At 40.7% G+C, this 12,752-nt stretch carries 13 protein-coding genes; all 13 read right to left on the reverse strand.

Annotated elements, in window-relative coordinates; genetic code table 11:
- Nucleotides 1-3: 3 nt before the first annotated feature.
- Nucleotides 4-3,342: a DUF1983 domain-containing protein gene (locus SB028_RS17360; RefSeq protein ID WP_318859677.1), complete on the reverse strand. Its 3,339-nt coding sequence runs from the start codon at nucleotides 3,340-3,342 to the stop codon at nucleotides 4-6.
- The gene (locus tag SB028_RS17365) at nucleotides 3,343-3,741 is read right to left on the reverse strand and encodes a DUF6950 family protein (protein WP_260664443.1); all 399 of its coding nucleotides are present in this window, start codon (nucleotides 3,739-3,741) and stop codon (nucleotides 3,343-3,345) included.
- A gap of 57 nt (nucleotides 3,742-3,798) precedes the next feature.
- Nucleotides 3,799-4,449: a hypothetical protein gene (locus SB028_RS17370; protein ID WP_072063031.1), complete on the reverse strand. Its 651-nt coding sequence runs from the start codon at nucleotides 4,447-4,449 to the stop codon at nucleotides 3,799-3,801.
- An 18-nt stretch (nucleotides 4,450-4,467) separates the two neighbouring features.
- Nucleotides 4,468-5,049: a hypothetical protein gene (locus tag SB028_RS17375; RefSeq protein WP_161769687.1), complete on the reverse strand. Its 582-nt coding sequence runs from the start codon at nucleotides 5,047-5,049 to the stop codon at nucleotides 4,468-4,470.
- Nucleotides 5,046-5,645, reverse strand: coding sequence for a hypothetical protein (locus SB028_RS17380; RefSeq protein ID WP_318859678.1), 600 nt, complete (start codon nucleotides 5,643-5,645; stop codon nucleotides 5,046-5,048). The genes SB028_RS17375 and SB028_RS17380 overlap by 4 nt, the downstream gene beginning before the upstream one ends.
- Entirely contained in the window at nucleotides 5,646-8,927 is a 3,282-nt protein-coding gene (locus tag SB028_RS17385; protein ID WP_260664446.1) for a phage tail tape measure protein, read from the reverse strand. It abuts the gene before it with no gap.
- A gap of 250 nt (nucleotides 8,928-9,177) precedes the next feature.
- Nucleotides 9,178-9,528: a phage tail protein gene (locus tag SB028_RS17390; RefSeq protein ID WP_260664447.1), complete on the reverse strand. Its 351-nt coding sequence runs from the start codon at nucleotides 9,526-9,528 to the stop codon at nucleotides 9,178-9,180.
- Nucleotides 9,528-10,004, reverse strand: a complete 477-nt coding sequence (locus SB028_RS17395; protein WP_260664448.1) for a phage tail protein — start codon at nucleotides 10,002-10,004, stop codon at nucleotides 9,528-9,530. Before SB028_RS17395 ends, SB028_RS17390 begins: the two co-directional genes overlap by 1 nt.
- A gap of 11 nt (nucleotides 10,005-10,015) precedes the next feature.
- The gene (locus tag SB028_RS17400) at nucleotides 10,016-10,417 is read right to left on the reverse strand and encodes an HK97-gp10 family putative phage morphogenesis protein (RefSeq protein WP_318860148.1); all 402 of its coding nucleotides are present in this window, start codon (nucleotides 10,415-10,417) and stop codon (nucleotides 10,016-10,018) included.
- On the reverse strand, nucleotides 10,417-10,806 hold the full coding sequence (locus SB028_RS17405; protein ID WP_318859679.1) for a hypothetical protein: 390 nt from the start codon (nucleotides 10,804-10,806) through the stop codon (nucleotides 10,417-10,419). Before SB028_RS17405 ends, SB028_RS17400 begins: the two co-directional genes overlap by 1 nt.
- On the reverse strand, nucleotides 10,793-11,119 hold the full coding sequence (locus tag SB028_RS17410; RefSeq protein ID WP_318859680.1) for a phage head closure protein: 327 nt from the start codon (nucleotides 11,117-11,119) through the stop codon (nucleotides 10,793-10,795). The genes SB028_RS17405 and SB028_RS17410 overlap by 14 nt, the downstream gene beginning before the upstream one ends.
- 6 nt (nucleotides 11,120-11,125) lie before the next feature.
- Complete coding sequence (locus tag SB028_RS17415; protein ID WP_270756004.1) at nucleotides 11,126-11,428, reverse strand: head-tail connector protein; 303 nt, start codon at nucleotides 11,426-11,428, stop codon at nucleotides 11,126-11,128.
- An 86-nt stretch (nucleotides 11,429-11,514) separates the two neighbouring features.
- On the reverse strand, nucleotides 11,515-12,744 hold the full coding sequence (locus tag SB028_RS17420) for a phage major capsid protein (RefSeq protein WP_318860149.1): 1,230 nt from the start codon (nucleotides 12,742-12,744) through the stop codon (nucleotides 11,515-11,517).
- Between the last annotated feature and the right edge of the window lie 8 nt (nucleotides 12,745-12,752).

Raw genomic sequence — 12,752 nt, forward strand, 5'->3', positions numbered from 1 at the left:
AGCTTAATTAATTAGAAATTCTTCGCTTGAATCAGGAAATGCAAAAACTCTTCCTCTTAGGATAAACTCTGTCCATTCCCCCGCATTCCCTCCAGTCACATAAGGTATTTTTATACCAACACTACTAATTCCCTTTCCTGCCGGAATTTTTACGACAAATTCGTTGCAAACATATTCATCTTTTCTTTGATTTGATGGATTCCCTGACCAAACAGAGACAGTTTTTGTATTAAAAACCCCATCAACATAAATCTCGGCAACACCTCTCCCATCTCCCATATAGGGAGCCATATATCCCATTAATGCTCTGTTCGGTGTTTTTGTTCCAAACCAATCGGGGATATAATCTTCTTGATGTAGTGATCCGCTCACCCACAAATAACATGAAGTGTCTCGTTGTTTAAATTTAAACAACTCTTTTATTCCATCACCTTTCCATTTGTCATTTATATAAATCTCATCAGAAATTGAAACAATATTTCCTATTAACTTTCCAACCTTAACCGTCCCATTGAAATTACCATCAGCGCCGTCAATCGTCCCTCTGAATATTGCATTATTAAATTCAGCATTACCGGTATTGGCATCAATATTAAATCCCGTCTTACCTAATTCGTAATTCTTGGATTTAATGGCTTCAGATAACACCATTTCACGAACATTCGCTTGATCTAAAAACGCTTCTTTAATAAAGAATTGTCCATTTTTGGCATACATGAATAATTCCATCTTGCCGTTACTTGGGTTATACCAAGCAAAGTTATTCGCGTTATAACCAAAGAATGATTCCAATTTTCCATTCTTGACTTGAGCGCTAATAACCTGTCCTGCTGCGTTATATTTAACTTTGTTATGAACAATTGTGATATTAATGGAATGCGTGACAACGCCGTCGCCAGATTGATTGAATGTGGCTTGCATCTTCTCCTGAATCAAACCTTCCTGTTCATCAAGCTTAGCTTGAACTTGCGTTTTGTTTTCAGCAAAAGCCTTATCTGTGTTAGAGATGGCAGTAGAGTTTGAAACGATATCGGCTTGAGCCTTATCCATTTCCGTACGAATTTCAGTAAATCGCTGACCAAAAGCCTCGTCAAGCTTGGTAATTGACGTTTGAGTCTCTTTAATTGCAGACGTGTTATCACCAACAGCGGAGTAAATTTCTTTAACTTCCTGTGCCCATGCTTCCTCTTGAGTTGCATTAGCTTGCCATAGCTCACTAATGCCAGCTTGAGATTCAGCATGTTTTATTAGCAACTGCCTGAAATTACGATGACTTGCGTTACTTAAAATAATTGCGGTCTCAGCATTCCAATCAAGCTTATTATCCAGCTCTTTAAACGCATCCGTTTCTCTAACCGTGTTATCTAAATCATCAAATATGTCGTCTGGCAATGAAACTGGAATACCTGAAGCTTCTACAAATGCAGATTTACCATAACTATTGATCGTTCGGATATAGAAATAGTAAGTGTGGCCAGCTTTTAAATTCTCTTGCGTCCAGAAATTTCCTTGACCAACTTTGTTTGTTTTGGTGATCACTTCATTTTCAGAGAGATTAGCGAGTTTTTTCTCACTAAACCAAAACTCAAAGGTATAACCAAAAACAGCACTATCACCCTGTTTAGGTGACGCCGTTAAACTAAACATACCTGGCGTTATTTCAACACCGATTGGTGACGGAGGTGCTTGAATTGCAAAATCACTGATAGCCGGTGCAGACATAGCGCCAGCAACATTAATAGCTCTCACTTCGACACGATAAGTACCTCTCGCTAAACCGTTAATATCAACACGCTCACCCGGTACCTGAATAGACTGTATAACCTTGCCATTCTGGAGAATATTAACCGTGTTATAGCGAATATCAGATGCCACGTTCTGCCATGATATGTAACCTTGAACGATATCGGTGACAGCAAGAGGAACAAAAGCCAGATTGATCGGTGCTGGTACGCCACCAGTGGGTAGTTTAGTGAATGGAGGTCTAACAAAAGGTTTACTGGCTAAGTCTTCATAGATATAAGGACCATCTTCTTCGAGAGTAATCTCTACCCCCTCTGATGGGTGAAATTTCCAATCAGCAATGCGAAATTCTAAATCGCTAATCCCCAGCGAAGGTAATTCGAGTTTTACAACATCACCAGGGCGATAAGTATAACCATCTAAATTCATGCGCAATTGAATACGACGACCTGCGCGTTTTTTACGTAAATAGAGATTGGCTAGTCGATTGGCTTGGTATGGGCTAGTAACAAAACGATAGTCCATATTTTCTTTAATTTCTAAGCCATCTTCTTCTATCCATTCATCAATAACCACTGGCTCAAAATCGGTTTTGTTATACTGTTGTTCTGCGTCAACAAAAGTGCCATAAATCGCATTAGTTGCATCACGTAATGAAAGTTCGGGTGTCACCGTCACTGTATCGATAATTTGTGACTCATCAATCGTCAGTAGTGCTGGCCCATTATAGACTTGCATCATAATGCCATGCTTACCCGCTATATAAGTGGGCTCTCCAGCAATACATTTATGCATCATCTCTAATACAGAGGCAGGACTTTCTTCAAGTTCATAAGCGCCATTTAAGGTGTATCTAGGCTCACTTTTTCCATCTGGCGTTTGTACGGTTTCATCACAAATATCTGCTGCACTTTTAAATGCATCCCAATCAATATCGGAGTCTGGAACACCTAAGTAATGGCGATAGTAATCTAATATGACCAAGGCACCATTATTGGACCACGCTATTTTTTCGGTGCGGGGATCGTAAATTTCTTTTCCCCATAGTTCACTTTTAACGTTAGGAACACCATAAGGGAATTTTTCTTGATCAAAGCGTAATGTTAAGCGTAACCATGCAAGCCCTCGACCAATCATATCCTCTTTCCATGAAGGGGCATGTTTTAATAGGTATGGATCCGCCTCAGTTCTACTGTTATGAAATTCGTATTGTGCGTTGTCGCCTAAATCTTCAATTTTGTCATCATTGAAATAAATTTGACCTAATTTATGGATAGGGTGGGATGCTATGGCTAAAGCCATATAAAGTTCTTCGTTTTCGTCTTGCTCGCCTTCCTCTTCTTCAGCAAAGAAAAGCAAACCTGACATCATTGTTTTACCTACAACCACGGTTTCTGGTGCTGATGCTGAACGCAACATCTGTTTACGTTCGGACTGATCCCGATAACCTGAGCCGGGTACTTTATCTTTAAAGATAAACGCACTCGCTGCTTGAACAGCAATACCAGCAACAATCAATGCGGTACCCAAACCACCTGTGGCAATAACCCCTGCTATCATTAAACCAGCAGAGACAACGCTTGTGACTGTCTTACCCATTTATTGTACTCTCCATGCTTTAATTGGTTTATTGCTCACAGCGCGAACTCCATCCGTTGAAACTGCCCATAGTTTGCCAGCCCACAAAATGCCTAATGTTTTTCCTTCATCCCCTTCAAACATCACAATGTCGCCACGGCTTGCTTCGTTTGTTGGGATTTCATCAAAAAAACGGCTCACAGCGCCGTCCAATGTCCCAAACTCTTTTTGTAATACTCTGAATGCACCTGTTTTTGTTTTGTAACGCCCACGAATGCTTTCGCAGGGATCGAAATCGCAAACAGCAATGATGCAATCAGATGCAAACAAACAGCAATCATGCTCCCCCCATACAAAAGGGCGATTTATGGCATTCTTTAAAGTTTCAGGAAGGCGAGTGGTCCATTGCGGGTGTCTCATGGTTTTCTCCAGACAATAAAAAACCCGCCGAAGCGGGTTAATGAAAATATAAATATATCATTTAAATTTTAGCGATTTCTGTATATACGACTCTGTTTTCTCATCATAAGTAACCACGGTAACATAATAACTTCTTATCATTGCTCCAAAACCATTTTGAGAGTCTACGTAAGAATCAATCTGAAATGAACATTTCCCTGCGATTGCAATATCCACTTCAGAATAATGAGGAAACTTTGCAGTGGTTGGTGATTTTAATGTTCTTTTGATTATACTATTGGATGCCAAATAAGCTCTTTCTTCACTATTACAATAATCAATTCCCTTTTTTTCATCACCAGAAAAATAAGTTAAAAACAAATAAAACAGAGGACCAGCAATAAGAATAAAAACAAATAGATATATATAGTTATTAATTGGTTCTACTTTTCCTTCTTGGCTTATAATCTTATTGTCATTTATTTCTATAGGAAGTTTACCTTTTTCGAAGAGGAATTTTTCTAAATTCTTAGTCTTTATATGATAGATAATTTCACTATCATCACCAAGGGTAGCAGTGGCTAATCCATTCTTAATCATAGAAAGAAATATTGCGTTAGCCTCATTTATATCGATATTAAATGATAACAACAACTCCTTTGGTTTTATTTTTTCCTTGCTAATTAAAAAATAAAGTATGTCCTCATATAAATTATAACGTTCCGCCATAGAATCACCGATTTATATCTATTTATAAATAAACGCAGGTGCATTTTTCTTGCTGCCCCAATAAATAGCCCGATCAGCCATCTGCGCCACATAACGAAATATCCTATCTCCATTTTTACGTTTAGACCATGATTCATCAGTAAATCTGTCGGGTAACCCATAAGACCATCGTTCGAAACGGTTTGAAACAGTGACCGCAATTTCATTTTCTTCACCTGTTGTCACACCGATTGTGGATATTTGTCCTGCAAATAAAACTTCTGCAAGCGCAGGTTTCCCTTCTTCATTTAATGCAACTAACATCAATTGTGCATTTCGCCCACGAACCCGCTCGTTCATCACTTCGCCAATCAAGGATGAATCGAATCCTGACAATTTCATAATAAGTTGTTGTGGGCTAGTGGTCATATTTTCACCCACAGACTCAATGGCACCAAATTGCCCTACACCTTGATAAACTTCACCTGCAATAATGATATTGCCCACACCAGTATGTGCTCTTACAACACCTGATTTGAGATCTAAACGAGAGGCAACAACCAAATAATACCCCTCGTTAATTGCCTTAACCATGTCATTACTAAAGGGATGATATTTCATGTTAATGCCTCCTCGAATGACAAAGAAGTGCTTGTGAGGATGCCCGGTTTACGCTGGAAATTACCTTGATCGTTACTGGTTAGTTTAAAAATACCGTATGGCGCTTCATTTTCTATCAAATCATTTACTGCCGGTGCATAACGTAATATAGGGGCAATAGAAATTGTTGCATTTCCTTGCGCATCACTGATCACATTAGCTGTCACTCGCTTTAATTCATTATTAACGGTGATATAGTCACCGATCCGTAGCACAATACTATTAGGTAACCAATCCTTAGTTTCTAATAATTTTCCAGATTGATTGGGTTGACTAACTTTAGGTTTACCACGCTGAGTTAAACCAGAGCGCGCCCAATCACTAATTTTCACTCGACCACTTTCACCATCTAACTCGGCAACAAACGCCTCTAAAACCCTTGCTTGCTCATCAGTCAAATTATTAAATGACATACTGCAACGCCAACGCGAGCCGGGGAAGCGCACTGTTTGCACACTTCCCGTAAAGGTTGATGTAAAGGTTTTACTGTTACTCACAAGTTGCCAGCTTAATGTGGCTGGCACGATGAATTGTGGCCACGATAATATCGTTGCCATTTATCGTAGATTCCTTCTTAACGTTCCATTGGTTTGAAAGTCTCGCATAATGTCAGATTTAGCTTTTGATGCACCTTGTTCTGCCCCCATTCTTGCTGCTTCCTGTATAGCCTGATAAAGCGCTTCATCGCCATTACCTGTTACGTGAAATGTTTGGTGAATAATAGTGTCACCTGAAGAGATGGAATTAGTACCCGTTGCTCTAACGCCTAAAGATCCATCAGGTCCGCGTTTTAAAGGCATGATCGCCTCGCTTCCAGCTTCCCCCATCAAGCCAAGATTAGGCGTACCACCTTTTGCAAAAGCAAATAATGTCGGTGAACTAACCACCTGATTGCTATATTGGCTGAGGCTTGGTGAGCGGTAAACATCCCCTTTGGCGTTCGCTTTTACACCTACCTTACCCGCTTTAGCGCCACTTGCTGCACCGCTACTGCCACCAGCAAAACCGCCTATTAATCCCGTCAATGCATTGGTAATTTGAGCTTGAATTGCAATACGAATAAGATCAGAAATAATTGAACTGGCTAATGATGAAGAAAATTCTTTAATGCCCTCTGAAAAGGACTTCGTTCCCATCAACATGCCTGTCATTGCATTAGCGGTTCGTTGTTCAACAGCATCAACTAAATTCATTTGCATACGCTGCCACATACCTTGGGAGGCATACAGCTCTTTGCTTGATTGATATTGTGCTTCTTTTGACTTATTTGTAGCCGCAATAACTAACTGTTCATAGCGTTCTTTGCTAACTAAACCATCCTCATAGTAAGCCTGATAAAGCGCCTTTTGTTCTTCCAATTGGTTTCTGAGTTGAATAATGGGATCTATTTCGCCAAGAATGCTGATATTAGGGAGAGAAATACCTTTTGCTTGCTCTGATAATCGATACTTTGTCGTATCTTGTGCCATTTGGCGCCGTGCATACTGATATTCTTTTTCAGTTAATAACTGCTGATCAAAGAGTGATTTAAGCTCTTTTGTCATCTCTTGTTCATTGCGAATCGATGCGCGCATGGGAGAGTATTTTTCCGCCAACTCTGCACGTTGTTTCATATGATTTTCAGCATTGAGTGTTTTTAATCGTTCATACTCTTCCTGCTTCATACCACCAGCTTTTAAGTTTTCTTGGAGCTTGCGCATTGTTTCCGATTCGCTTAATGATATGCGCTCCAAGCTCGTTGCATGCTCTTGTTCTATTTGCATACGTAATTGGTGGTATTGACTAACTTTCTTTTTAGAATCTGAAGTTAAATCATTATCCCCGCCGCCACTTCCTCCATCACCAATAGATTTATCTTCCTTCGGTTCCGGTGGCTTTTCTCCCTTATCTAGGCGGGTTGTGGCATCAATAATATTATTAATTTTAGCTTCAGTTATTTTTATATTTTCGTTAACAGTTTCAACACTTGCTTCTAATCTTGTTGCCTCCTTCTCCCAATCCGTGGCAAAAGGTAAATCTTTAGTCCATGGCATTTCTTTTTGGTCAAAGGCCTGACTTCTAGCATCATTAAGCTCTTTAACCATTTTATTTCTTTCAACAACAATGCTTTGTAGTTCATCTTGTGTATTAATTAGTTTCAAATTTAATTGCTTTCGAGATAACAACATTAATGCTTCTGTTGTTTCAACTATTGCATCTTTCAAATTAAGGGCGCTATTTCTTGCCTCGACTGCTTTATTGCGAAAATAATAAATCGCTGAACCGGCAAGCATCGCAGCGCCAACAGGCCCCCCTAGCGAGGAAAAAACTCCCTTCAATGCCATACTCGATGCACGCAATGCCCTTTGACTATAAGAAACACGACTGTTTGCCGCTGCTAATTGATTTTTACCAGCGCTTTCTAAGCGATCTGCCTCTCTTATTTGACGATTTAGTGCTAAATATTCCTTTTGATAACTCGCTGTAATACCGTGCTGTCTATTCAATACAGATTGGGTTCCTAGCCTTCTAGCCTCTTGTTGAGCTTGCTCTCGCATTGCTTTTGCCGAATCAATCGTAGCTTGTGCCGAAATTCTAGTCTGTTTTACACTATTTCTTACTGCGGCTTCATTTTTTACCCATTCTTTGGTTTGGTCTTGAAGCCCTCTAGTCATTCGTGCGCCAATGACAGGTAAAACAGCATAAGTAGCTACATCAGCTAAAATAGAAAAATTATTCGTTAATGTATTTACTGCTGAAGTAACATTTTGTACCCCTGTTCGTAGAGGACCATCAGCACTTGAACCCACAGCAAGAGCAATACCTTCAAATGCAGTTGCCATTAATTCTAAATCACCATTTAAATTATCAGCGCGCTTACTTGCCTGTTCATATGCTGTTTCTGTGTCAGTCAACGCCTTGGTTAAATCCACAAGTTGATCTCTATTTTTAACCAAAATAGTACCCGCACTGACATTGGCGCGACCAAATATCTTTGTTGATGCAGTAGTAGAATAGTTTTTCTTGTCGAGGTTCTCTAATGCTGTGGCTAGGCCAACAACAGATGGACGCAAGTTTTTATCTGCTGAACGCTCTAATGCTAAAAAGACATTACGTAGCATGGTTCCTGCCGTTTCTGCCTTAATTCCTTTTCCAGCTAAAACTTGAATAGAAGCATTGAGTTGCTCAAATGAAACACCAGATTGAGATGCTATGGTTCCTGCATTCTTAATCGCTTGAGCTGTTTCATTAACTTCCGAGGCACCGTATTTAGCTCCTGCTGCTAGCACATTAATATAACGCTCTGAAGAAACTGCAGATTCACTAAACTGATTAAGGCTTAATGTAAGAGATTTCGCCGCATCAGCCAACTCAACACCTGAAGCCTGTGCTAACGTAATTGATTTAGCCGTTACCTCTTCTAAGGCACCTGCTGTCTGCAGTAATGACGGTTTTGCTGACGCAATGAGTTTCATCGCATCCGCGACTTTTATCGCACCAAACTCCGTAGTTCTCCCCATTTCCAAAGATGCATCTCTGTACTCTTTCATGCGCTCAATCGAAGAACCTGTAATCGCACTCAGATCAGAAAGTGCCTGACCATACTTACGAGAAATATTTAAAATGCTACCAATTGATAGGCTTACCCCGCCCAACATCGCCAGCCTTCCTGCGACATTTGTCACCTGATGGCCGATCGAATAAAATCCATCTGCAACTACTTTTGTTTCACGCTTTGCTTTATTGGAAAAACGCTCTGTTTCTCGCCCTGCATGATTTAATGCACCGGATATATTGCTTCTAAAACTGGCATCATTCAGCAATAACCCAACCCGTAAATCGGCTAAATTAGTGGCCATAATCTTTATCTTCCTATCATTTTCATTACGTCAGAACATTGCTGTTCAACAGATTTAGAGGTGTTTGTTGGTTGATGTTCAGTAGAGGGGGTGTTTGATGGTGGTATGACACCTGATTTTTCTGATTTAAGCGCAAAATAAGCCTGCCAACCAAGTAGTGTATTGGCAGGCAAATTGAGGACACGATAAGGATCAATTTCCCCCAACTCTTGGGAAAGTTGATAGGCAAAATAAAGTAACGGACTATCCGTTAGTTTTTTTTTGCCTCTTCTAACGTACCAACAGAGTGTTTTTTGACGATATCAATCGCTTCAATAAGGATCGCATTATCGTGAACGTTAACCAGCTCTTCTGGTTTGGGTAGTAACGATTTACTTATCGGTTTACCTTCATCATCAACAAGACAATTCAGTAGCATGCTGACATTTTTTAATGATGATTCGCGAAATTTTCCATGTTGATTCAGCTCAGATACATCCATTTCAAGTTGCATCAACTCGTTAGCCGTCATGCGACGAATGTTTACCTTTACTCCACATAGAATATCGACTTCAATAATTTGAGGTTTTGCGGTAAGTAAAGACGCTTTTAATCCTTTCATTAATCATTCCCTTCTGTTGGTGGCGTTGCGGTGGAAGTGCCCCAAACTAGGTTATTTTGTTTACCTTTAACGGTAATTTGAATGGCCTCGTTAGCTGGTGCTGAGATGTCATTTAGTTCCCAACCTGATAATGAAAGGATCATCGTTGCGGTACGTTTATTAGGAAGCTCACAATAGAACTGCACCGTTTCACGCTTTTCTGCTGCATTCAAGAACGCAACAAAGTTTTCATTTTCAGGGTCGTCAATAAAGCCTAACGACTTTTCAGGTCCTTCCGGTAAATCAGAGATAAATTGTTTGTTTTTATCGATGAGTGTCGTGACGTCAACAAAGCTCCCTGATTGTCCTGTGGCACCTAATGCCTTACAGTTAACCAGTGGCTTCATTTGTTCAACGGTATCACCCGCTTTACCAAATTTCACAATAGTGCCCGCGGGAAGCATGGCGTATTCTGGCGATGTTTTTTGATCTGCCATTATTTTTACTCCTAAGTATATAAAGAAAGGGCATGGCGAATATGCTCAGTTAAGGTATTGAGCACCGCACGTTGGTTATAATCGAGGGCTGGACGAATAAAAGGACTGGCAACTTGCTTGATGGTGCCGAACTCTTGAGCGCGAGCTTTCATATAATGAGGTTTTGTCGGTCCCACGGTGACCATGACAGCCCCATTCGTGTTTTTTACTCGTGTCGTTTTGATGGTGATATTGTCTCGCATATGAGGCTCTGTGCTTTTCGCATCAAACCCTGCATGGGCTTCCATATCATCTTTCACGACTTGCATGGCTTCTCGCCCTGCATCGCGTAATATCTTGGTTTTTAACTCAACTTCTAACTGCTTTAATTTCCGACCTAATTCATCCAACCCTGTCACGCTAAGGTTGGTTATCACGTTGCATCCTCGGGATAAGTGATAATAAAATCACGATAAATGCGGTAGATTTTACGATTTTCCGTTTGCTCAATCATGTCCTGCAGAAAGTTACCTCGCTGAACAGTTTGAACAGGATGGTTGCCAATATAACCGTGTTGAATAGCCTCCCACTCACGACAGAGAGTCGATTCCAGCTTTAAGGCTTTTGGGTAGTCATCAGATATTTGAATAACGATTTGAAAACGAGCTTGAACCAGTGATGTGCGGGCTAATCCAGAGTCTATCTTTGGGTCACTAATCCGTTGATAGATGACCCCTTCTAATTTATCGGAGGGGAGTTTTAACGGATAAACTAACAACCCCGTAATACGTTCCAAATCGGCTTTAATATCAGCTTCTATCATGTTGGATATTCGCCTCCGTAGTAATAATGGCTCTATCTGACTGATTGCGATCAACAGCCCGAACGGTAAATAATCGCCCCTGATAGCCAACCAGCCACCCCATATCAACATCAGAACGAGGACGAATAGTGAAATGATAGGTCTCAATTACCTGATCTTGGTCAGCGGTGCGAATTTTACGGTTCGACATTGATTCGGCTTTAGCCCATACCTCTGCGACTTTTTTTAAAACGACTTTTTCACTCCCAAGATCGTCACGTTCGTTGACATAATCGGAAAGAGAAATGCGTTTATTGAGTTCACCGGCTTTCATCATTCCTCACAGATTAATATGACGATAGGGATCGAGTAGCAATTTAAATCCTGCTGGTAATATGGCTGTTTCTCTATTTTCATAGAAATTACCAACGGCCAGCATAAGAGCTAACTCAATATCATCAGTGATTAATAAACCGTCAGGATCTTCCTCTGGAATATCCTTTTCATAGAGATGTCGATTGATATACCCTTCAGCTCGTTGCTTTGCTGCCATCAGATAAGTTTTTAGCAATTCATCTTCTAAGGTATCACCCTCATCCAATCGACATTGCTGCTTTAATTTTTCTAGTGTGGGTAGTGGCATAAATCCCCCGATACCTGCGACCTACACAGATCGCAGGCACAAAAAAACCGCAATTAAGCGGTGACTGGTTTACATATCGCTAATGTTTATTTAGTGCCACCAGCACCTTTACCCACCAGCGCTTTAATTGCAGAAGTGTCTTCAAGTACGCAGTCAAAACGATGGAAGGCTAAGAATGCGGTCTGGTCATAATCAGCATAACGCTCAACCAAACGTTTTAACGTCATGTAGGTAACACGGCGTAAAATGAAGCGGTCAAAGTCACCACAGAAGATGAATTTTTTACCCGCTTCCATTTTGTCGATAGCCTGATCAACAACATATTGCATACCTAAAATTTGTGCTGGTGCAACACCTGAAATAGACGGAAGCCATAAAGGGCGTTTTTGCGCATCTTCCATTAATTTTAGATTTTTCAACGTATCATCATTAAAGGCAAGACGGAATTTAGGGCTATTGCGGTAAGCAGGATCAATCGCATGCTCTAATTCGGCAATATCTTTCCAGTTTAATGACGCACCTGATGCCTCAACCGTGCCTGTCACCGCAGTTTCCAAACCTGAAGGTTGTTGAGGTGTTCCTGTGCCAGTACCTTTAATTAAGTATTTTGCTTCACCACGACCAATGCGTTGAGCAATACGTGAAGCCAGATACGCTTGAATATCCACACCACTATCTTGCAGTAGCTCATTGGATACACGGATGATTTTCGATGTTAATTTTTTGGCTCCTAAAATGGCGGTGCCAAACTCAACATCTTGCTCACCTGCTGCGGTATTTTCGCCCAGTAATTCACCTTCTTCATTAGTACCATCAGATGTTGACCACGTAATATCTTGACCGGTGGCAGTTGATAAAATTTGAGCCACACTTGCGATACCACCATAGGCTTTCATTTGATCAACAATCTTATTTAACATCTGAGTAGGAACAGTGTAACCCCCTTTTTCATCAGGTGAGGTACCTTGAGCGCGGATCTCTTTTACCGCTTGACGCTCTTCAGCAGTAAGTTCACCAAAACCACAGCGCAGGAAGCGATCAAACGCTTGGTTGCGACGCTCTGCTTGCTCTGTTTCAGGGTTATTCGGTTGTTGACCACGCTGTTCTTTCTCTTTGTCATCAACCAAATCTTGATCTAATGAGCGTAGTTGCTCTTCACGCTGAATCTGAGCATCTAAATTTTCAAGTTCAGTTTGCGCTTTATTCCATTGAGTGCGTTGCTCTTCAGTCATCACACCATCACCCACTTTTTCGTGAATGGCGCGCATATCAATCGCGATAGTGTTACGTTTTTGTTTTAATTCATGAAGCTTCATAGTCATAG

It is taken from the genome of Proteus vulgaris (assembly GCF_033708015.1).
Classification (GTDB): Bacteria; Pseudomonadota; Gammaproteobacteria; order Enterobacterales; family Enterobacteriaceae; genus Proteus.

What these genes read in the sequence shown, in the direction of transcription:
- SB028_RS17415 (WP_270756004.1), bottom strand. Translation starts at nt 11,428, where the DNA reads ATGCCACTACCCACACTAGAAAAATTAAAGCAGCAATGTCGATTGGAT.
- SB028_RS17395 (WP_260664448.1), bottom strand. Translation starts at nt 10,004, where the DNA reads ATGGCAGATCAAAAAACATCGCCAGAATACGCCATGCTTCCCGCGGGC.
- SB028_RS17390 (WP_260664447.1), bottom strand. Translation starts at nt 9,528, where the DNA reads ATGAAAGGATTAAAAGCGTCTTTACTTACCGCAAAACCTCAAATTATT.
- SB028_RS17385 (WP_260664446.1), bottom strand. Translation starts at nt 8,927, where the DNA reads ATGGCCACTAATTTAGCCGATTTACGGGTTGGGTTATTGCTGAATGAT.
- SB028_RS17370 (WP_072063031.1), bottom strand. Translation starts at nt 4,449, where the DNA reads ATGGCGGAACGTTATAATTTATATGAGGACATACTTTATTTTTTAATT.
- SB028_RS17380 (WP_318859678.1), bottom strand. Translation starts at nt 5,645, where the DNA reads ATGGCAACGATATTATCGTGGCCACAATTCATCGTGCCAGCCACATTA.
- SB028_RS17375 (WP_161769687.1), bottom strand. Translation starts at nt 5,049, where the DNA reads ATGAAATATCATCCCTTTAGTAATGACATGGTTAAGGCAATTAACGAG.
- SB028_RS17365 (WP_260664443.1), bottom strand. Translation starts at nt 3,741, where the DNA reads ATGAGACACCCGCAATGGACCACTCGCCTTCCTGAAACTTTAAAGAAT.
- SB028_RS17360 (WP_318859677.1), bottom strand. Translation starts at nt 3,342, where the DNA reads ATGGGTAAGACAGTCACAAGCGTTGTCTCTGCTGGTTTAATGATAGCA.
- SB028_RS17405 (WP_318859679.1), bottom strand. Translation starts at nt 10,806, where the DNA reads ATGATAGAAGCTGATATTAAAGCCGATTTGGAACGTATTACGGGGTTG.
- SB028_RS17420 (WP_318860149.1), bottom strand. Translation starts at nt 12,744, where the DNA reads ATGAAGCTTCATGAATTAAAACAAAAACGTAACACTATCGCGATTGAT.
- SB028_RS17410 (WP_318859680.1), bottom strand. Translation starts at nt 11,119, where the DNA reads ATGAAAGCCGGTGAACTCAATAAACGCATTTCTCTTTCCGATTATGTC.